This is a genomic window from Rothia sp. HMSC062F03 (genome assembly GCF_001836905.1).
Taxonomy (GTDB): Bacteria; Actinomycetota; Actinomycetes; order Actinomycetales; family Micrococcaceae; genus Rothia; species Rothia mucilaginosa_A.
The window spans coordinates 147,524-168,771 of record NZ_KV830882.1; the positions used below are offsets into that span (position 1 = coordinate 147,524).

General features: G+C 62.9%; 10 protein-coding genes. 9 read left to right on the plus strand and 1 reads right to left on the minus strand.

Annotated elements, in window-relative coordinates:
• Positions 1-138: 138 nt before the first annotated feature.
• Entirely contained in the window at positions 139-3,903 is a 3,765-nt protein-coding gene (mfd, locus tag HMPREF2674_RS04925; protein ID WP_070824978.1) for a transcription-repair coupling factor, read from the minus strand.
• A 497-nt stretch (positions 3,904-4,400) separates the two neighbouring features.
• On the opposite strand from mfd, the gene HMPREF2674_RS04930 reads away from it, so the two are divergent.
• The 9 genes from HMPREF2674_RS04930 to HMPREF2674_RS04970 all read left to right on the plus strand — a co-directional run bounded on the left by HMPREF2674_RS04930 (position 4,401) and on the right by HMPREF2674_RS04970 (position 21,207).
• On the plus strand, positions 4,401-6,761 hold the full coding sequence (locus HMPREF2674_RS04930) for a fibrinogen-like YCDxxxxGGGW domain-containing protein (RefSeq protein WP_070824979.1): 2,361 nt from the start codon (positions 4,401-4,403) through the stop codon (positions 6,759-6,761).
• Positions 6,762-7,194: 433 nt separating this feature from the next.
• Positions 7,195-9,672, plus strand: coding sequence for a fibrinogen-like YCDxxxxGGGW domain-containing protein (locus HMPREF2674_RS04935; RefSeq protein ID WP_070824980.1), 2,478 nt, complete (start codon positions 7,195-7,197; stop codon positions 9,670-9,672).
• 347 nt (positions 9,673-10,019) lie between these two features.
• Positions 10,020-10,877 carry an IMS domain-containing protein gene (locus HMPREF2674_RS04940; RefSeq protein ID WP_070824981.1) on the plus strand — a complete coding sequence of 286 codons (858 nt, stop codon included), beginning with the start codon at positions 10,020-10,022 and terminating at the stop codon, positions 10,875-10,877.
• Positions 10,878-11,079: 202 nt separating this feature from the next.
• Positions 11,080-14,451, plus strand: a complete 3,372-nt coding sequence (locus HMPREF2674_RS04945; protein WP_246826179.1) for a fibrinogen-like YCDxxxxGGGW domain-containing protein — start codon at positions 11,080-11,082, stop codon at positions 14,449-14,451.
• A 481-nt stretch (positions 14,452-14,932) separates the two neighbouring features.
• Positions 14,933-15,721, plus strand: a complete 789-nt coding sequence (locus HMPREF2674_RS04950) for a CDP-alcohol phosphatidyltransferase family protein (protein ID WP_070824983.1) — start codon at positions 14,933-14,935, stop codon at positions 15,719-15,721.
• A 12-nt stretch (positions 15,722-15,733) separates the two neighbouring features.
• Positions 15,734-16,684 carry a glycosyltransferase family 2 protein gene (locus HMPREF2674_RS04955; RefSeq protein WP_070824984.1) on the plus strand — a complete coding sequence of 317 codons (951 nt, stop codon included), beginning with the start codon at positions 15,734-15,736 and terminating at the stop codon, positions 16,682-16,684.
• 18 nt (positions 16,685-16,702) lie between these two features.
• Positions 16,703-18,049 (plus strand): O-antigen ligase family protein, encoded by a 1,347-nt coding sequence (locus HMPREF2674_RS04960; RefSeq protein ID WP_070824985.1) that lies wholly within the window; start codon positions 16,703-16,705, stop codon positions 18,047-18,049.
• On the plus strand, positions 18,046-19,920 hold the full coding sequence (locus HMPREF2674_RS04965) for an oligosaccharide flippase family protein (RefSeq protein ID WP_070824986.1): 1,875 nt from the start codon (positions 18,046-18,048) through the stop codon (positions 19,918-19,920). Before HMPREF2674_RS04960 ends, HMPREF2674_RS04965 begins: the two co-directional genes overlap by 4 nt.
• Before the next feature lie 54 nt (positions 19,921-19,974).
• Positions 19,975-21,207 carry a GumC domain-containing protein gene (locus HMPREF2674_RS04970; protein ID WP_070824987.1) on the plus strand — a complete coding sequence of 411 codons (1,233 nt, stop codon included), beginning with the start codon at positions 19,975-19,977 and terminating at the stop codon, positions 21,205-21,207.
• The last annotated feature ends 41 nt before the right edge of the window (positions 21,208-21,248 follow it).

The window sequence follows — 21,248 nt, forward strand, 5'->3', positions numbered from 1 at the left end:
CGCCGTGCAGATGTGCCATATTATGACACCCCGCACGGCAAGCTTCATCCACGGCGTGCTTCCCCCGAGGGCGCGGGTCGTGCGGGCCGGGTGCTCCCCCGGCCCGCTGCTTCCCTACCTCGCTATTCCTCAGTCCCGTTACTCCTTGAGGGCCTGCGGCTTCTCCGCGTAAATCGAGTTGATGAACTTCTCGGCCCACTCCAGCATGGGGCGGTCCACCAGCTCCTTGCCGCCAACCGGCATGGTCTTCGGGCGGGGGACCAGGGTCAGCCAGGTGTCCATGCCCTTCGGCTGGGCGTGCGTGGAGCCGGGGTATACGCGCTTCAGGCGCATCTGGCGTGACTCCGGCAGGGGCTGGGCGCTCACCACGCGCACCTTCGGCCCCAGCACCACCATCTCGTGAATACCGGCGGCGCGGGCGTGCATCCTGAGCGTGGCCACGGCCAGCAGGTTCTCCACGGCCTCGGGCAGCTCACCGTAACGGTCGGCCAGCTCCTCGCGGGCCTCCGCAATCTTCTCTTCGGTATCGGCGGCTGCGATCTGGCGGTAGGCCTGCAGACGCAGGCGCTCCGAGTCAATGTAGGTGTGCGGGATATGCGCGTTGACGGGCAGGTCGATCTTCGTCTCGACCTCGCGCTCCTCCTTCTCGCCGCGGTAGTTCGCCACGGCCTCACCAACCAGGCGCAGGTACAGGTCAAAGCCCACACCCGCGATGTGACCGGACTGCTCGCCGCCGAGCAGGTTGCCGGCACCGCGAATCTCCAGGTCCTTCATGGCCAGCTGCAGGCCCGCGCCGAGCTCGTTGTGGGTCGCCACGGCCTTCAGACGCTCGTGGGCAATCTCGCCGAGAGTCTTGTCCACCGGGTACAGGAAGTACGCGTAGGCGCGCTCGCGGCCACGACCCACGCGGCCGCGCAGCTGGTGCAGCTGGCTCAGGCCGTAGTTCTGGGCGTTGTCCACGATGAGCGTGTTCGCGTTCGAGATGTCCAGGCCGGTCTCCACGATGGTCGTGCACACCAGCACGTCGAAGCGGCGTTCCCAGAAGTCCACGATAATCTGCTCCAGGCGCGACTCACTCATGCGTCCGTGCGCGGTGGCGATGCGCGCCTCCGGCACGAGCTTGCCGATTTCGGCGGCCACGTTGTCGATATCGGCCACGCGGTTGTGCACGAAGAACACCTGGCCCTCGCGCATGAGCTCGCGGCGAATCGCGGCGGTAATCTGGCTGTCGGTGCGCGGGCCGACGAAGGTGAGCACGGGGTGGCGCTCCTCGGGGGCGGTGGCCAGCGTCGAGGTTTCGCGAATACCGGTCAGCGACATTTCGAGGGTGCGCGGGATCGGGGTTGCGCTCATGGCCAGCACGTCCACGTTGGTGCGCATCTGCTTGAGCTTTTCCTTGTGCTCCACGCCGAAGCGCTGCTCCTCGTCAATGATGACCAGGCCCAAATCCTTGAAAACGATGCTCTCGGAGAGAATGCGGTGCGTACCGATGACCACGTCCACCGCGCCGGAGGCGATTTCCTCGGTAATCTGGCGGGTTTCTTTCGCCTTCTGGAAGCGGGAGAGCACACGAATCTTCACGGGGAATCCCGAGAAGCGCTCGGTGAAGGTTTCGTAGTGCTGCTGGGCGAGCAGGGTCGTGGGCACGAGCACGGCGACCTGTTTGCCGTCCTGCACCGCCTTGAACGCGGCGCGCACGGCAACCTCGGTTTTGCCGAAGCCCACGTCGCCCGAGATGAGGCGGTCCATGGGGATTTCCTTCTCCATGTCCTCCTTCACCTCGTGGATGGCGGTGAGCTGGTCGGGGGTCTCGTTGTAGGGGAAGGACTCTTCGAGTTCGCGCTGCCAGGGGGTGTCGGGCGCGAAGGCGTGGCCTCGCGAGGCCTGGCGCGCCGAGTAGAGTTTCACCAGGTCGGCGGCGATTTCCTTGACGGCCTTGCGAGCGCGGGACTTAGTCTTGGCCCAGTCGCTGCCGCCCATCTTCGACAGGGAGGGGTTCTCGCCGCCCACGTAGTTGGAGATGAGGTCCAGCTGGTCCGAGGGCACGAAGAGTCGGTCGGGTGCGCCGCCGCGCTTGGAGGGGGCGTACTCGATGACCAGGTATTCCTTCATGGGCTGCACCCCGTTGACGGGTGCGGCGCCGGCCACGGGGCGGGAGGTCATCTCGACGAAGCGGCCGATGCCGTGGCGCTCGTGCACCACGTAGTCGCCGGGGTTCAGGGCGAGCGGGTCGACGGCGTTGCGGCGGCGGCGCGTCTTAAACTTCTGGCCCGATGCGGAGCGCGGCGCGTAGGTGCCGCGGCGGCCGAGCAGTTCGGCCTCGGTGAAGACGGCGAGCTTGGCGTCCTCGAACAGGAAGCCCGCGGATGCGGGTGCCTCGCACACCTCGACGATGCCGTGCTCGAGGTCCCCGGCGGGGTCCTCCTCGAGGCTTACTCGGCGTGCGGCGGGCACGGAGGCGGCCCCCTCCTCCCCGGAATGGAGCAGAGCGATGAGCCGGTCGGTCGAGCCGCGGCCGTTGGTGAGGGCGAGGACGGTCCACTGCTGCTGGATGAGATCGCCGAGGCTTTCGAGCATCCGGCGCACGGAGCCGTTGAATGCGGTGGCGGGCCGGGCGGTTAGGGTGTAGGTGTCGATGCCCTCCTCGATGGCGTCGGCCAGGGCCCCGTTCTGCAGGTTTTCGACGGATTCGATGGCCTCGGCGGCGTCTTCGAGCAGGCTGTCGTCGGTGGTGAGCTCGGTGATGTCCCACCAGCTCAGGTGGGCGGCGAGGGCCTCGGCGCGGGTGCTGTCGATGGTGCGGAATCCGCTGTCGCTCAGGCGCAGCTGGCCCAGGTCGATGGGAGAGACCGCGTCAGCCTCGGCGGCGGTGTCCCAGGCGGCGGCGAGGAATTCCTCGTTGGTGGCGACGAGGTCTTCGGCGCGGGCGCGCACTCGCTCGGGTTCGACGCTGACCACCAGGGATCCGGCGGGTAGTAGCGCGGTGAGGGTGGTCATGGAGTCGACGAGCAGGGGCGTGAGCGATTCCATGCCCTCAACGTAGATGCCGCCGGCAATCTTTTCGAGCATGGATGCGGCGGCCGGGTAGTCGGCCTTCAGGCGCGCGGCGCGGCTCATAACCTCGGGGGTGATGAGTAGCTCGCGGCAGGGCAGCAGGGTGAGTTCGGTGAGCTCCTCTCCCCCGCTGAGGGTGCGCTGGTCGGCCACGGAGAAGTGGCGCATCTCGTCGAGCTCATCGCCAAAGAATTCGAGGCGCACGGGGGTGGTGGCGGTGGGCGGGAAGACGTCGATGATGCCGCCGCGCACCGCGTACTCGCCGCGCTTGGCGACCAGATCCACGCGGGAGTAGGCGGCGTCGTTCAGGCCGCGCACCACGTCCTTGAAGGGGTATTCCTCGCCGCGGACCAGGTGCACGGGTTCGAGCTTTTCGATGCCGGAGACGATGGGCTGGATGACGGCGCGCACGGGGGCGACCACGATGCGGGGGCGGCTCGCGGCGGGCCCGGTGATGGCTCGTAGCACCTGCAGGCGGCGGCCGATGGTGTCGGATCGGGGCGAGAGGCGCTCGTGCGGCAGGGTTTCCCAGGCCGGCATCATGGCAATGTCTTCTGCGGGCAGGTAGGAGCGCAGGGCGTGGGCCAGGTCTTCGGCCTGGCGGTCGGTGGGGGCGATGACGAGGCTGAGCGCCTCCGGGGTGCCTTCGCGCACCGCGGTGGAGAGGTCGGCCAGCAGGGCCGCGTGGGTTCCGGCGACGGCCCCGATGAGGGTGCGGGCGCTACGCTCGGCGGCGGGTACGGCGGCCGCGGCGCGGATGGCAGCCCAGCGTTCCTGCCGGTTGAGCAGCTTCAGGAGGGGGTACAGCGGTGCGGCGGGGCTCTTCTGTGTCGCGCGGGTGGGGCTCAAGGCTTCTCCTGAATCATGGTGTGTACGGTACGAGCTGAGTGAGTGGGACGAGTCGAACGGGAGGTATTCCCGCTCTTCCCGCCGCTCGTGTGAACAGCTTTTTTATTCTAGAGCGGCTCCACCCTGCGCGGGTATTTCGCTTTCTTCGTTTCGCAGGGCGGCGAATATTTCTTAAATATTCTGCGTGCCAGTTTCTTATATTTCGAGGGTGCCCGGTCTGCGTGATTTTCGGAGTCTTTCTCTCTCCTCAACATTTAGGGCACAAATCACATTTTTCCGGTATGCGCGCAGAGCCTCCGGGCCCCGAATTCTCAGCTTCATCCTGTACGCTAGTCAATACACCGATGAGAGCACTCTCACGCATTCTTCCGAAACGAAGTGTTTTAAAGAATTACCACCTTTTATATGCATTTCGTGATGCGCTGTGCTTCTTTGAGGTCTCAATATCACCGTTTCTTTCGATGTTTCTTCCGGAACGTCGCATCAGAAAGACACATATGACAACCACATACACACAGCGTCCCGACGCCGCGCCCCGCAAGCGGGCGGCGAAAAAGTGGGCCGCATTCGCACTCGCTATGGGTACCGCGTTTGCCGCGGCACCTTTGATTCCCTCTACGCCCGCCTCCGCCGCGATCGGAACCCACGATGGCTCCAGCAGCGATAAGGCGGCTGCTTCATGTTACGAGGTCAAGCAGGTCAACCCCTCGGCCTCTTCTGGCACCTACTGGCTGTACACCCCGGCCATGAGCGGTCCCGCGCAGTTCTACTGCGATCAGGAGACCGACGGCGGCGGCTGGGTCATGGTTGGCCGCGGCCGAGAGGGCTGGACCGAGTCCTACAACGGCACGGGCGACCCGAATCAGCTGCACCAGAACCCGACCGGACCGGCCGCGTTCACCCCGGTCCAGCTCTCGGGCACCACCGTGGATGCCCTGCTGAACGGTATTAAGCCGCAGGACCTCCCCGACGGCATGCGCCTGCACCGTGCGCACAACGCGAAGGGCACCCAGTGGCAGGATGTGTACGTTCAGCGCCCCCAGACGGATCAGTGGACCTGGGCCATGAGCTACGCCCAGCGCTGGGGTACCGTGCGCTTCTCGGGCGCGGGTATTAACCGCACCGCCCACATGGGTCTTTTCGCCTCGCAGATGGCGCCGGGCATCACGACCAGCTCCGTGAAGTTCTTCGCGAACCCGAACCAGGGTTACCAGATTGGTTTTGCGTACGGTGCGCTGGTGAACTTCGGTAGCGAAAACCCGGATTCGTACATCTACCAGAAGCGCGGCTCGGCCGGTTACTCCATCCCCTTCACCCAGGTGTTCTTGCGCCCGAAGCTGACGCAGAACGACCTGCACTTCTCCTCGATCGGTTCGGGTTCCGCGGCAAGCAACCGTCGCGCCCTGCCCAATAGCTACACGATGCCCGTGCGTTGGCGTACGAGCGAGCAGACCGGTACCGGCAAGAAGAACGAGATGAACACCTACGTTCAGGCCATCACCCAGGTGGGCGATACGGTCTTCACCGGCGGCGACTTCAAGTACGTCGAGTCGGCCGGTGGCGAGCGCGTGAACCAGTCCTTCCTGGCCGGTTACAACGTGGATTCGGGCGAGCTGGTTCGTTCCTTCCGCCCGACCTTCAACGGTCAGATTAAGGCGCTTGAGGCCCTGCCGAATAACCGCCTGGCGGTTGGTGGCGAGTTCACCGAGGTCAACGGCGAGAAGGTCAACCACTTCGTGATTCTGGATGCGACCACCGGCCAGATTGACCGTACCTGGGATGTTCAGGTGCAGCGCCGTAACGGCGATGCGGCTCAGGTGAAGACCCTGCTGGTGCAGGACGGTTACCTCTACATCGGCGGTAACTTCACCCACGTGAAGGGCAATACGTCTAAGGCGTACGCTTACTCGCGTGGTGCGGCCCGCATCAAGCTCTCCAACGGTGCGGTGGACTGGAATTGGCGCCCGAACTTCAACGGCACGGTCAACGGTATTACCGCTGCTTCCGATAATTCGACGGTTCACGCCGCCGGTTACTTTACCGAGCTGAACAATCAGCGCGCTTTCCGTCTGGCCGCGTTGAAGGGCTCCGACGCTTCGAACATTAAGTGGGAGTGGGAACCCTCGCTGAAGCTGAACATTACTGACCGCATTGTGTACGCGTTCCAGTTCGATGTTCAGGATGCCGGCTCGACCGTGTGGACCGGCGGTGCCGACCACCTGATCGCTAACTACTCGAAGAACGGTTACGGCCGTATTTCTTCGTCCATCTCTAAGTACGGCGGCGACTGGCAGGACCTGCACCTGAGCGGTAACACGATTTACGGTGCTTGCCACTGCGGCGACGTTCTCTTCGAGGGCTCGACCGGCTACCACACGTACTGGAAGGAATCGAAGGCCGTTCACCGCATGCGTCTGGTGGCCGCTTTCGATAAGGACAGCGGCGAGGTCATCGGCGAGTTCAGCCCGGTGCTCAAGGGCGCCAGCGGCTACGGCGTGTGGGAGTCCTTCGTGGATTCGCGCGGCAACCTGTGGGTGGGCGGCGACATTAACCGCTCGCTGGGTGCTAACGGTGAGCAGCGTACCGTGGGCTTTGCCCGCTTCGCGGCTCGCGACGTGACTCCCCCGGCTACTCCCTCGAACCTTTCGGCCCGTCGAGATGGTTCGACCGATAAGCTCTCGTGGTCCGGCGTTCGTGAGGGCGGCGTGCGCTACCAGGTGCTGCGCGATGACCGCGTGATTGCCACTGTGAGCGGCACCAGCTACGAGGTGGAGCACACCGACGGCGCCCGCTACTACGTGCGCGCAATCGATGGTTCCGAGAATTACTCGGCCTCTACGGGTGCGGTTCAGGCCTAGCACCCCCGTCGCGGGCTGAATGAGCCCGCGTCTTTCCCGGCTGTCGCCTGCGAGAGGTTCCCCGCGGAACTCTCGCAGGCGGCGGCGCACCCGGGGTATCGCTACCCCCCCCTGGTTTTGGTTCTTTCCGAGCTTGACGCGGCCCGCAGGGTTCGCATCGGCGGTCAGATCCGTTCCGCATCTTCTTAGCGGCCGCTCCGGCGACGTCAGGTGATGCGGTTGAACGCGTTCAGGGGCAGCCGGCGGGTCACCCGCCGACAGGTTCTGAACGTATTCATTCAATTTCCGATAACTACACTCACTGATTCCGATGGTGGACACGCTGTTAGCTCGGGTTGAGCGGCTTTCTTTAAGGCGCTCGCAGCACCGATGCGCAAGAGAGCCGAGCATGAGAAACGCGCCCGCTACCGGTTGAGGTCTCTGAGGAGAGACAATGAATTTTCTTCCGTTGATGCGTCGGGGGCGTTCTCGTTCCCTGACCTCCGGCGGCGACGCCGTTCCCCCCAGTTCTGACGTAGCGTCCCGTTCGAGGTCCCGGGCTTGGGGCGCCGCGGTGGCTTCCGCCGCGATGGTGGTTGCTTCGCTGGGCCCGATTGCTTCGGGTGCGCAGGCCGCCGATGCCGGCTACTATGATGGTTCCTCGAGCGAGCGAGCCGCGGCCAGCTGCTGGGAGGTTAAGCAAAACAAGTCGAACGCCAAGAGCGGCGCATACTGGCTGTACACCCCGCAGATGAGTGCCCCGGAGCAGTTCTACTGCGATCAGGAGACCGACGGCGGCGGCTGGGTCATGATTGGTCGAGGCCGTGAGAGCTGGACCGAGAACTACAACGGTCGTGGCGATACCAAACAGCTGTACCAGAACCCCACCGGTTTTGACGCGGTGCAGTTGCCGGGTCAGACGGTGAACGCGCTGCTGAACGGTACCCGTCCGCAGGATCTGCCCGACGGCGTACGCTTCCACCGCGCCATGAACGTGAACGGTACCGCGTGGCAGGATTTCAAGGCGACGCGTGCCGCAAGCACCGAGTGGTCCTGGACCTTCCGCGCAACGATGTACTGGTCGAACATTTCGATTACTCATCCGCGACAGTACCGTGGCTACAACTACTACAGTCAGGATAAGACTGAGGGCAATATCTTCCGTTACGGCTATTCGGACGATTACCGTTCCCTGTACTTCGCGGAGAAGCCCTCGCAGGGTTACAAGCTGGGCTTTACCTACGGCCCGAACGCTAGGATTACGGGTTGGTTCCAGAATTACCTGCTGAACAGGACTTCTTCGTATATCTACCGTCCGGCGAACGACCATTCCACGCCCCTGGTCTTTACCCAGATTTTCCTGCGCCCGAAGCTGACGCAGAACGATCTGGCGGCTAAGGGTCTGCACGACTACGGCCAGCAGGGTGCCGAGGCAAGCAACCGCCGCGCACTACCCAATAGCTACTCCGAGAAGTGGAAGTGGCGTACGAGTAAGACGACCGGTACCGGCAAGAACGGTGAGATGAACACCCAGGTGGAGGCCATTACCGAGGTGGGCGGCGCGGTCTTCACCGGCGGCGACTTTGCCTACGTCGAATCGGCTAGCGGCGAGAAGGTCGACCAGGCTTTCCTCGCGGCTTACGAGGTGGGTACCGGCGAGTTGCGCCGTTCCTTCCGCCCGAGCATCAACGGTCAGGTGAAGTCGGTTGAGGCGCTTCCGAATGGCCTGTTGGCTGTGGGCGGCACCTTCGACACGGTGAACGGTGAGAACCACAACGGCTTCGTGCTGCTGGATCCGAAGACCGGTCAGGTGGCGAAGCAGTGGGATATTCACGTTCAGAGCCGCATCTCTTCCCTGCCGGTGCAGGTGAAGACCCTGCACGTCCGCGACGGGTACCTGTACCTCGGTGGCTCCTTCACGCACCTGAAGGGTAACACCTCCCCCACGTACGCCTACTCCAGGAACCTGGCCCGCATCAAGCTGAGCAACGGCGAGGTGGACTGGAACTGGCGTCCGGTCTTCAACGGCACGGTGAACGGTGTGAGCGCTTCCGAGGGCAACAGCCACGTGTACGTGGCCGGCTACTTCACGCAGCTTAACGGCGGTGAGGCTTTCCGCATCGCCAACATCACCAATCCCCGCCAGAGCGGCGGCGACTGGACCCACGAGCCCTCGTACGTTCCTTCCAGCGCCCGGACCTGGGACCTGAAGAACGAGCGTAAGATGTGGGGCTTCCAGTTCGACGTTCAGGACGCCGGCTCCTCCGTCTGGCTGGGCGGTACCGAGCACATGATTAGCCGCTACGATAAGTCGAGCATGCAGCGTACCTACAGCGCGATTACTCGCGAGGGTGGCGACTTCCAGGATCTGCATCTGAGCGGTAAGACTATCTACGGTGCCTGCCACTGCGGTGACTTCATCTACCAGGGCGCAACCAAGATCGATGCGGAGTGGAAGAACGCCACGGATGCCCAGACGATTCGTCTGGTCGCGGCCTTCGATAAGGATACCGGCCAGGTGCTGCCGGAGTGGGCCCCGATTATGAACGGCGCGCACGGCTACGGCGTGTGGGAGTCCTTCGTGGATTCGACCGGTACCCTGTGGGTCGGCGGCGACATCAGCAAGTCTCTGGGTGCTAACGGCGTGCAGGACACCGTGGGCTTCGCTCGCTACGCTGCTCGCGACGTGACTCCCCCGGAGACCCCGCAGAACCTGCAGGTGAAGCATAACGGTGCGAAGGATCAGCTGAGCTGGTCCGCTGTGCCGGAGAAGCGAGTGACCTACCAGGTGTTGCGCGATGACCGTCCGATTGCGACGGTGACGGACACGCACTACTCGGTTGATCATCGCGATGGCGCCAAGTATTACGTGCGTGCGGTGGATACCTCGGGCAATTATTCCGCGAGTACCCAGGCCGTGCGGGCAACATAACCCCTTTTCAGAGCGGATATCGAGTAATATAACGTTTAATTCAACGTGATATTCGCCCTAATGCCCCGGGTTAGTTGTACAACTCACCCGGGGCATTTTGCACATAGTGTATGCATTTCCCTCGGATGCGTCATAGTTTTCTCACCTAAAGATATACATTTCCTTCATATGCAGGTTTATACCCAGCAATACCTGTTCTTTATTCTCAAATGTTATGAAAATGCAATCTTTAAAGTCCGGGTATTTTCCCAGCTTGGCGTGATAGCCTTTAGGGGCCGAGCCTCCGGGCGCGGTATTATCCTTCCGGAATATTGACCGTCTCACTCCAACCACCTAAGAGGCTTCCCATGTCCAACCTTTTCTCTGCGGGTTCTTCAAAAGCCCGTCGCCTCGGCGCTCTGAGCACCCTCGCGGTGTCTGCGCTTCTGCTCAGCGCCTGCGCTTCCGAGAACTCCACCGCGCAGAGCTCTTCGTCGGCCACGCCCTCGGCGAGCGCTTCCACCAGCGCCTCCGCAGCTTCGTCTTCCTCGGCTACCGACGCGCAGGCTTCGGCCTCGTCCAGCCGCATCCCCGATCAGGGCTCCTCGGAGGCTAACCCCTCCGCAAGCACTGAGGCTACCTCCTCTGACGGCCAGAAGCTGGAGGAGATTTACACCGGCTCTGAAGACATGAAGAAGGCCTCTCCGGTGCCCACCGATAATGCCGAGGTCAAGAAGACCACCGAGCTCGTAAACTCCTACGAGGACATCCTCTCCAAGGTTAAGCCGGCTCCCTCCGCCGCGGCTTCGCCGGAGGCAACCAGCGAGCCCACCAGCGATGAGGACGCTCAGGCGCAGAATACGGAGAAGGCTCGCGCGGTCCTCGATGAGGACACGATTCGTGCCATCGAAAACATTGCCGTGGATTCCGCCGCCTCCGAGTTTGCGGTGCAGGCCTCCGAATACGCTTTGGCTGGTTGGCACTATGAGGGTTCCTCCACCGTGGTGGGCACGCCCCGCATGGCCGATACCGAGTACAAGGGTCAGCCCGCACGCCTGCTGGAAGTGTGCATGGACTCCTCCTCGGTCAAGATTTACGATGAGAACAATCAGCCCGTCAAGGATGATAGTTCTCCCAAGCGTTCACTCAATATCTATACCCTCGTTCAGGTTAACGGTCAGTGGAAGATTGCAACCCACGATTTCCCGAATAACCCTGATTGCTAGGGACTAATTAAGGTGCCGGTCTGCGCGGTTTAGTTCGGGCCGGTATCGTACACAACGCATTAATGATGCTGCGTTTTCATACAATTTTTGGCATTCACCTGGAGATATTATGAAAGCCCTTTTTGAGATAACGGGGTCCGGCTTTTCTCGTTCCGCAATAACTCGTTCGACTCTGTGCCTCAGCATTGCAACCGCGTTGGCAATGCCCGCCGCTCTTCCCACACTGACACCGGGTGCCGCGGTCGAGAAGACCGCCGAGCAGACGAACGTTCAGAAAGATTCGTCCTTCTACAACGGCACCACCTCCGAGCGTGCCGCTGCCAGCTGTTGGGAGGCTAAGCAGGCCAACCCCGAGGCGAAGAGCGGCGCCTACTGGCTGTACACCCCGGCTATGAGCGCACCGACCCAGTTCTACTGCGATCAGGAGACCGACGGTGGCGGCTGGGTCAAGATTGCTGAGGGCCGCGACGGCTGGACCGAAGGCTACGAGGGTCAGGGCGACCCCGCTCAACTGTATAGCTCCGCGGCGCCCGCATCCTCCGGCCTGACGCTCAACCAGGACCAGGTTCGTCCCTACTCTTCACTGCCCGCGGCCACGACCCCGGTGCAGCTTTCGGGCACCACCATTAGCGAGTTGCTCAACGGCACCTCTCCGCAGGATCTCACCGATGGTTACCGCTTCCGCCGCGTGCTGAACACCTCCGGCACCAAGTGGCAGGAGGTAACCGTGCAGCGCCGCCAGACCTCCGAGTGGACCTGGGCCCTGCGTGCCGACGCTATCTGGTCCAACACCGTAATCCAGAACCCCGACGAGTTCTCCGCGTACAACGAGAACGGTCGCCGGGATTGGGCCAACGGCACCTGGCAGGATCACCTGTTGCGTGGCCAGGATAACGGTTTCAAGGCTCTGCTCTTTGAGGAGATGCCCAAGCAGGATTACCGCATTGGCTTCCGCTACGGTAAGAATTCCCCCATCTCTCAGGACGGTTCCGAACCCTCCATGAGCGATTCGCGCAACTCCTACATCTACACCAAAGAGGGTACGACCCAGAGCGCTTTGGGCTACACCCAGATGTTCCTGCGCCCCAAGCTGACCCAGAGCGACCTGAAGCTGACCCAAATTGGCGTGAAGGGCACCGAGGCCAGCCAGCGTCGCCAGCTGCCCAATAGCCGTTCGGCTACCTGGCGCTGGCGCACGAGTTCCGCGACTTCCAGCGGCAAGACCGACGAGATGCACACCTACGTTGAGGCCATCACCGAGGTCAAGCACGACGAGAACTCCTCTACCGTGTTCATCGGCGGTGATTTCAAGTACCTGGAGTCTTCCACGGGCGAGGTCGTGAACCAGTCCAACATCGCGGGCTTCGATCCGAAGACCGGCGAGCTGCGCCGTGACTTCCACCTGACGCTCAACGGCCAGGTCAAGGCGGTTGAGGCCCTGCCGAATAACCGTCTGGCAATCGGCGGCTACTTCACCACGGTAAACGGCCGTCCCTTCTCGGGTTTCGTGGTCGTGGACGCCTCCACCGGTGAGGTTGCCCCCGAGTGGGAAAACGTGAGCATCTCCAACCGCATTAAGGGCAATGAGCTCGTGGTGAAGACCATTCACCGCCAAGGCGACTACGTGTACATCGGTGGCTCCTTCACCCACGTCAAGGAGAGCGAGAACTCGGGCGTCGCATACTCCCGCAATATCGCGCGCTTCAAGCTGGGCGCCCCCTCCAATGGTGTGCCCGGTATCGTGAGCATCGACCGCGACTGGCGCCAGGTGTTTAACGGCACCGTGAACGGCATCAGTGCTTCCAAAGATAACTCGCACGTGTACGTGGCCGGTTACTTTACCTGGCTGAACGGCGCCCTGGCGTACCGCGTGGCAGATATTACCGAGAACCTCCAGAAGGGCGGTAACTGGTCTTACCAGAACTCCGAGATTCCCGCCGGTGCGAACGTGAACGACCTGATGCACGAAACGAAGGTCTGGGGCTTCCAGTTCGACGTTCAAGACACCGGATCCGGAGTCTGGGTTGGCGGTACGGAGCACCTCATCTCTCGCTACGACAAGAGCGATATGCGTCCTACCTACACCGCGATTACCCGTGAAGGTGGCGACTTCCAGGATCTGCACCTGGATAAGGAACGTAATACTCTCTACGGTGCTTGCCACTGCGGCGATTTCCTGTACCAGAATTCGCACACCAAGCGTGCGCCGCTCACCGAATCCACCGTGATTCATTCGGTGAAGCTTGTGGCTGCCTTCGACCCGGAGACCGGTAAGATGCTGCCCGAATTCGCCCCCGCCATTAAGGGCGATCACGGCTTCGGCATCTGGGAGTCCTTCGTGGACTCCACCGGCACCCTGTGGGTCGGTGGCGATATTCACCGCACCCTGGGCGTCAACGGTGTCCAGAACACCGTTGGTTTTGCGCGTTTCGAGCAGCGTGACGTGACTCCGCCGGCTACGCCTCAGAACCTGAAGGTGGAGCTCAAGGACGATAAGGACGCTCTGACCTGGGATTCCGTGACCGATAGCGGCACCGTGCGCTACCAGGTTCTGCGCGACGACCGTCCGATTGCTACCGTCTCGGGCACCTCCTACGAGGTGGAGCACCGCGATGGCGCGCACTACTTTGTGCGTGCCGTGGATGCCTCGAACAACTTCTCGGCTTCGACCGGAGTCCAGATTTCGCCCGTCCGCCCGACCCCCGAGGCCACCGCCTCGGAGAGCCCCATCGAGACTCCCACCGCCAGCCCTTCGGAGAGCCCGGCCGAGAGCCCCAGTGCTGAGGCCACCGCTTCGGAGAGCCCCGCGGAGACTCCCACGGCAAGCCCCACGGTTGAGAACACGAAGACCGAGGAACCGCAGCCTGACCCGGCACCCAAGGAGCAGGTTGTTCTGCCCTACGGCTCCACCTGGAATTACGTTGTATCCGATAGGACACCGAACCGCGCGAAGGCGTGGAAGTACGACTTCCACTTCTCTCTCGAGGATCTGGCCAACACCAGCTGGAACAAGGGCCGCGCCCCCATCGGCCTGGGCGCGGGTAACTTCAACACCCGTGTTCCGATTCGTTACAGCCGCGTGTACAACAACATCTACGCCTACACCACGATTAACCTCACCCGCGATCAGGCAAGCCGCGACCTGAAGCTGACCACCTACGCGGACGATGCCGTTGCGGTGGCGGTCAACGGTCAGGAAGTGGGTCGCGCAGGTTTCGGTACCAAGCTGCCCCTCTGGAACACCGCCGTTGCGACGCGCAGCGTGTCTGCCGAGCAGGCCCAGAAGACCCCGGTGACCTTCACGGTTCCGGCTTCTCAGCTGAAGGCGGGTACGAACCTCATCGCCGTTGAGGTGCACGGCGCTCGAGGCGGTTGGTTCACCCGCACGGGTGTCAGCTTCGATCTGCAGGCCATCGTCACCGCGGCCGCGCAGAACCAGGAAAAGCCTGCCGCCCAGAACAATGAGAACGGTGAGCGAGCCGCCACCGCTGAGAATGCTCAGCAGGGCCGTAGCGTCCGCACCGTGCGTGAGGGTGTGGGCACCCGCGTTCCTCTTTCCGCACGCCGAGGCTAAGCACTCCGTCTAGCGCGGGGCACATTCTGCGGATTCCGCCATGGGGTTTGATTTTCCGAATGATTTCGGAAAATCAAACCCCATTTGTGCGAATAAAATACTTTTTCGTGTTCGTGAGAGTGAATTATTCTCAAATGATTAGAGGCATCTAATTATTTGAGCCCCAGCGATATACCGGGGGTGTTAGTCGCACTTCAGAAGGGGATTCGTACCGCTCAAATAGACCGGCGCATATCCCTCTTCACACAAGGGAAAATACACCAAAGGGCTTAGTCAGTGAGTTTTAAGACATATTGCTAGACACCTATCCCGCGAGAAGGTTTCCGCTTTATCTCGTTGTAAAATATCGATATAGTGGTGTACTGAGAAAAGGAGCTAACCACTCATTTCTTAGGCGAGACTTCCGGACTTTCTCGCGCCCATCCCGAAAGGGAGTAATTCGCTCTCCTTCACTCCTCTCACCGATTCAAAGGAATTGTGCATGTCCACCTCCGAGGCACCTCACACCCCGAATTCAACCCCCTCATCGGGATTTGCCGCCACCTTCTCCAGCACCCTGCGTTCCCTGGAGGCCGCTCAAAAGCCCGGTATTGGCGTGCCCGCCTACACCCGCTGGGTCAACCGTCGCGTCGCCCGCTACTTTGCCGCTGCCGCCGTGGCCCTGGGCATCACTCCCAACGGAGTCACCGCCATCTCCGCCGCCTGCTCCGCAGCCGGTCTTATCGTGCTCATCGCCTGCCCGCCCTCCGTGGGTGTGGGCATCTGCGTAGCCCTGCTCTTCGCACTCGGTTACGGCCTGGACTCCGCCGACGGCCAGGTAGCCCGCGTGACCGGCGCATCCTCCCCCGCCGGCGAATGGCTCGACCACGTGGTTGACTCGATTCGAGTGCCCTCCGTGCACATGGCCACCCTGCTCTCCTTCTTCCTGTACCCCGCGCACTACTCCTTCAGCGGGTCCCACGCCTTCAACGGCTGGCTCATCGCCATGCCCATGATTTTCACCGCTCTCACCGCGGGCCACTTCATGAGCCAGATTCTTGCCGAGCAGCTGCGCAATAACCGCAAGACCGCCGCTCCCCCGACCGGCGGCCCCCTGCGTTCCTTCGTCAACCTGCACATGGACGCCGGAACCCTCTGCTGGATTTACATCTTCCTCGGCTTTGGTCCGTTCTTTGTGGTCGTGTACGCCCTGCTGCTGCTCGCCAACGCCGCCACGATTCTGGTGTCTATGCGCCGCAAGTACGTCAGCCTGTCCACCCCCGCCGAGTAAGGAGAAAGACCAATGATGCACTTCACCTCTCGCAACCCCGCCGTCTCCGCAGTCATCGCGACCAACGGCAAGCGCCCCGAGCTGCTGCGCGTGGCCGTGCGCTCCATCCTGGACCAGAGCTACCGCGGCTTCGTCGAGGTCATCGTCGTGTTCGACCGCGTTGAGCCCGACCGCCTCGAAGACATCGAGGTCGGCGAAAACCGTGCCCTGAAGATCGGCTCCAACACCCGCACCGGCGGCCTGGCCGGCGGCCGCAACAGCGGTATCCTCGCCTCGACCGGCGCCATGATTGGCTTCTGCGACGACGACGATTACTGGGTGCCTTCCAAGCTCACCCAGCAGGTTGCCCTCTGGCGCGAAAACCCCGAGGCTGCGGGTATCTCCTCGGGCATCACCGTGCGCTCCGGCGGCCAGGACATCGTGCGCCTGGCACCCGAGCGCGCAACCTTCGCGGATTTCCTGCGCTCGCGCATCACCGAGATTCACCCCTCCGCCATGCTGTACTCCCGCGAGGATCTGCTCGGTGTCGACGGTGCGCCCGCCCGCATCGGCCTGGTCGATGAGGAACTGCCCGCCGCCTACGGCGAGGACTACGACCTGCTGCTGCGCGCGACCCGCACCGGCGATATCCTGAGCGTGCCCGAGCCGCTGATTCTGGTGCTCTGGGATCGTCCCTCCTTCTTCTCGGGCAAGTGGCAGTCCATGGTGGACGGGCTGACCTACATCCTGCGTAAGTTCCCCGAGTTCGAGCAGGATCCCAAGGGCCTTGCCCGCATTGCCGGTCAGGTCGCGTACGCTCAGGCATCCCTGGGCAACAACAAGGAGGCGCGCGCCTACGCACGCGCCGCGTTGCGCCGCGACCCCAAGCAGCTGCGTGCCTGGGCCGCCTACGTGGTCTCCACCGGCATTATTAAGCCCGCGACCCTGCTCGAGCTCGTCCAGAAGACTGGCCGAGGCCTCTAACCCGGATACCGCACAGACATGGTTACTTCATCCGTTCCCTCCTATCCGGGTACCTCGCCACTCGCGCTGAAGGACTCCTCGACGGGGCTTCCCAACGCGATTGCGCGCGCCCGGGTGCGGCTGCGTCCCGAGCCGGTCGCGCAGAAGAAGCTGCCGGCTTGGCCGCTCATGACGCTGCTCTACGGCTTCCCCGCGCTGTGGGCGCTGGGCGTCCTGCAGATCGCTCCGATTGTGCTGGCCGCCGTCATGCTCTTTTACCTCATCATCCGAGGTAATGTGCGGGTGCCCGGCCCGATGTGGGTGTGGGCCGCATTTAGCCTGTGGGTCGTGGTTGCGGCGCTCGCACTGACCCGTTCCACCGACATTATCGGCTGGGGTCTGCGCTTCGTGAACATCCTCAGCGCCGGAGTCTACGCCCTCTACTACTACAACGCTCGGTCTTCCATCAGCCTCAACAAGCTGCTGGGCGGCCTGGCGACCCTGTGGGGCACGCTCATTGTGCTCGGTTACGGCGGCGTGCTCTTCCCCGAGTTCCGTCTGCGCACCCCCATGAGCTTCATCATGCCCTCGGGCTTCATGCAGAACCCGCTCGTGCGCGACTACATGCTGCCTCCCCTGGCGGAGGTGCAGCGCCCCTGGGGTGCCCCCGAAGCGTATGTGCGCCCCTCCGCGCCTTTCCCCTACGCCAATAGTTGGGGTCTGGCCTACACGCTACTCACCCCGGTGATGCTCGCTTGCCTGTTGCGTCTGCGCTCCATCTGGACGCGTATCGCGCTGCTCATCGCGATGGCCCTCTCCACGGTCCCCGCGATTGCTACCAGTAACCGAGGCATGTTCATTGGCCTGGGCATCAGCGCCGCCTACGTGCTGCTACGTCAATTCCTGGCCGCCAATTGGCGCGCCGTGGGTATCGGTGTTGCGGCGATTATGGCTGTGGTGGTGGCTCTCTTCGCCTCCGGTACTGTGGACCACATTCTGGGTCGACAGGATTACTCCGATTCGACGGGTGGACGTGCTGCCCTATACCGGGCTACGTGGAAGGCTACGCTCGAGTCCCCCATCATTGGGTATGGGACTCCGCGTATGGAGCCGAGCATCGGCGTGTCGATGGGTACTCAGGGCTACCTGTGGACCCTCATGTTCTGCTTCGGTTTTGTGGGTCTGGCACTGTTCCTGTTCTTCATTCTGAGCACTATAGTGGCAGGGGCCCGAGTGAGGACCGCGGCGGGGTACTGGTTGCACAGTCTGCCGGTGGCTAGTTGCGTCGTCTTCATCTTCTACAGCTTCGATATCGCGCAGCTGAGTATTCTGTTGCTCGCCTCGATGGCTTGCCTCCGCTCGGTTCAGGAGGGTGAGGGCCTGTGACGAATCCCGCTGAGATAACCTCGGGAGGCGAGCACCCCCGCCGCCGGGCCCGCCTGCGTGAGGAGGCGGAAACCCTGGCCGAGGAGGTCGCGCTAGCCGAAGAGTACGGGTACGATTTCGCCCCCACCGTGGACGACATCCGTTCGGGTCGTTTCCCGGCCACTACGGCCCTGTCGATTGTGCCTCCCGCTCAGGGCTTCGCGCCCGCCGGGGACGATTCGGTTCTCCTCGGATCCTCCCCCGCCGTTGCTTCGGCCGCATCCGCAGATGCGGGCCCGGGTGGTGCACATCGCGGCGGGCCTCGCCGCATGGTGCAGGAGGGAACCACAAGCGAGGCTACCCCCGCGAGCGCGGTTCAGACGGCAAAGCCGGCGCAGGGCAAGAAGCAGCCCAGCCTCGCCAAGAGCGGTTCGCTGGCTTCGCTGTGCGTAATCTACGGTGCCGGCATCGCGTTCGTGACCACGATGGTGGTTTCCAACGGTATTGGCGCGGCAGGTTCGGGTGAGTTCTTCCGCCTTATGGCTCTCTTCGCCATCGCGATTTCGCTCGTAACCTTCGGTGCGGATACCGGTCTGGTGCGCACCATCTCGGCGCAGCGTGCCCTGGGGCGCTACGGGCTGCTCCCGCAGCTCATCCGCTACGGCCTCGTGCCCTCGCTGGTGACGTCGGTTTTCCTCGTTGTGGGCGTGTACGTGTACTCGTCCCTGGTGCCGATGGCTCCCGAGTATCAAGCGGCCATGCGCGTCAGTTCGGCCTTTGTGCTGGTTGCGGCGCTCATGACGGTTTTCTTCGGGGCGTTGCGCGGTCTGCACCGCGTGGTGACCTTTACGATGCTCCAGAACGTGTTGCTGCCGACGCTTCGCTTTGGCGCGGTGGGACTGGTGGTGCTGTTCTCGGGTCAGCTGATGGACCTGGTGTATGCCTGGACCGTTCCGGTGGCGATTACCGCTATTGTGGCGTTGTGGCTGTTGGAGCGTGCCTTCCCGAATGAGGAACACGTGGAGGTCTTGCCTTCCGAGGATTCCCCGGAGGAGACTTTCCGTTCTTTCTGGAGCTTCAGCTCAGCCCGAGGCGTGGCCACCGTGGTCGAAACAATCCTGGAGTGGATTGACGTGCTGGTGGTGACGGCCTTCCTGGGTGCGGCCGCCGGCGGCGTCTACGGCGCGGTCAACCGTTGCGTCCGCGTGGGCACCATGATTGAGCACACCGGTCGCGTGGTGACCGGTCCGTCGATTAGCGCGGCGCTGGCGACCCGCCAGCTGGATCGAGCTCGGGATATCTTCCTGTCCACCACTCGTGTGCTGACGGCTCTGTCGTGGCCCTTCTACCTGTCCCTGGCGTTCTTCGGACCCGTGCTCTTGCATTTCTTCGGTAAGGGCTTCGAGTCCGGCGCGGGCATCCTCTGGGTAATTTGCCCGGCGGCGATGCTCTCGATGAGTGCCGGTGGCGTGCAGTCGGTGCTGCTAATGAGCGGTAAGAGCCGCTGGCAGCTGCTGAATAAGCTGTCCTCGCTGGTTGTGGCCGTGGTCCTGAACTTCACCCTGGTTCCCGTGTGGGGGCTGTACGGTGCGGTAACGGCCTGGTCTTCGGCTCTGCTCATCGATACGTTCCTGGCCAGCTATCAGGTGTTCCGCCTGGTGGGTATCCGCGCCTCGTGGCGTGAGATGGCTCCCTCGCTGTTCCTGGGGGCCGCGGTACCCACGGCGTGTGCGCTGGTGGCGCTGCTTCTGCTGGGGCAGAGCGTGCTGGGCGTGATTGTGTACGTGGTGCTTCTGGTGCCGGTGTACGGCGGTGTGCTCTTCCGCTTCCGCAAGGCGCTGGGCATCGAGCGATTCCTGTCGGCCCGCCGCGCGAAGTCCGCCGCCTCCTAATCTTCCAAACTTTCTCCGATATTAGTGTCCGTTTTCTCTTCCAAGGATGTCCTCATGGATAACACCTCTCACACTTCCTCGGTGACGCTGGGTAGCCAGGTTCGCCGTATTCTTCGTCATCCCGTGCTGATCCTGGTATCGGTCGTGGTGTTCGCCCTGGCCGGTGCGGCCTACGGCTACATGACCAACGGCAAGTACACCGCCAAGGCTTCCCTGGTGGTCTACCCGATGGTGGTGGACCCGGCCGGTACCGGTAGCGCCAACTCCTCCAAGGTCGACATTGCCACCGAGTCTCGCGTGGCTTCCTCTCGTGAGGTGGCTACCCAGGCTGCTAAGACCCTGATTAGCGAGGGCGATACTCTCTCCGAGGCGCAGCTGACCAGCCGCCTCATGAACTCCGTGAAGGTGACCGGCACCTCCCAGACCTCGGTGCTGGATATCGAGGTCACCCGCTCCAACCCGGACGACGCCGCACGTTACGCGAACGCGATGGCGAACTCCTACCTGCAGGTCCGTTCCGATGCGCTCAAGAGCAGCGTGGACTCGGCAACCAAGCAGCTGGACGAGCAGATTGCCGCCGCGGAGGGGGACGCGAACCGTAACGCTCTGGTATCCCAGCTGCAGGAGCGTCGCGCTCAGATTCAGCTGACTTCTACTACCGGTGGCCGCGTGATGAGCCAGGCTCAAGTTCCTTCTTCTTCCTCGGCTCTTGGCCCGGTGAAGCTGGGTATTGTCGGCGCCGTGGCGGGTCTGCTGATTGGCCTGGTTCTGGCGTACGGCCGCGACCGCATGATGCGCAACGTCGGCTACGCTGACCGCCTGCAGGATGCCGGTATCCCCTTGCACGAGCTGGGTTCGACCTCGGAGGCGAACGATGCCTTCATGCTGTTGCGCACTGTGGGTGCTCCCGATGGTGATATCAAGAGCGCCGGCGCCTCCGGCGTGGTGCTTCTGCCGGGCACCGACCGCGGCGTGGAGCACCTGTACCAGATGCTGAAGCGCGTCCTGCCCAGCGAGTACGCACGCTTCACCGATTACGCTTCGGTACGCGAGGACCTGACCCGTTACACTCCCGAATCGATGGTGGCCAAGAGCGAGGCTCCGCTGGTCATCAGCCTGAGCACCGCCACTCCCCTGTCCACCCAGCTGCGTTTCGTGCAGGCTGCCGGCCTGGCCCTGGTTCCGGTCACCGCAGCTACTTCGCTGAAGTCGGTGCGTGAGCTGTTCCAGCAGCTGGAGCAGTTGGAGGGCGTCACCTCCCTGGCGGTCTTCCTGGACCGCGAGTAGCGTCGGGGCGCACCCGCGCGGGTATTCACTCTATGGTGCGG

Excerpts from the sequence above, each read along its gene's own strand:
- HMPREF2674_RS04935 (WP_070824980.1), top strand. The coding sequence starts at position 7,195 with ATGAATTTTCTTCCGTTGATGCGTCGGGGGCGTTCTCGTTCCCTGACC.
- HMPREF2674_RS04930 (WP_070824979.1), top strand. The coding sequence starts at position 4,401 with ATGACAACCACATACACACAGCGTCCCGACGCCGCGCCCCGCAAGCGG.
- HMPREF2674_RS04955 (WP_070824984.1), top strand. The coding sequence starts at position 15,734 with ATGATGCACTTCACCTCTCGCAACCCCGCCGTCTCCGCAGTCATCGCG.
- HMPREF2674_RS04945 (WP_246826179.1), top strand. The coding sequence starts at position 11,080 with ATGCCCGCCGCTCTTCCCACACTGACACCGGGTGCCGCGGTCGAGAAG.
- HMPREF2674_RS04970 (WP_070824987.1), top strand. The coding sequence starts at position 19,975 with ATGGATAACACCTCTCACACTTCCTCGGTGACGCTGGGTAGCCAGGTT.
- HMPREF2674_RS04950 (WP_070824983.1), top strand. The coding sequence starts at position 14,933 with ATGTCCACCTCCGAGGCACCTCACACCCCGAATTCAACCCCCTCATCG.
- HMPREF2674_RS04940 (WP_070824981.1), top strand. The coding sequence starts at position 10,020 with ATGTCCAACCTTTTCTCTGCGGGTTCTTCAAAAGCCCGTCGCCTCGGC.
- HMPREF2674_RS04960 (WP_070824985.1), top strand. The coding sequence starts at position 16,703 with ATGGTTACTTCATCCGTTCCCTCCTATCCGGGTACCTCGCCACTCGCG.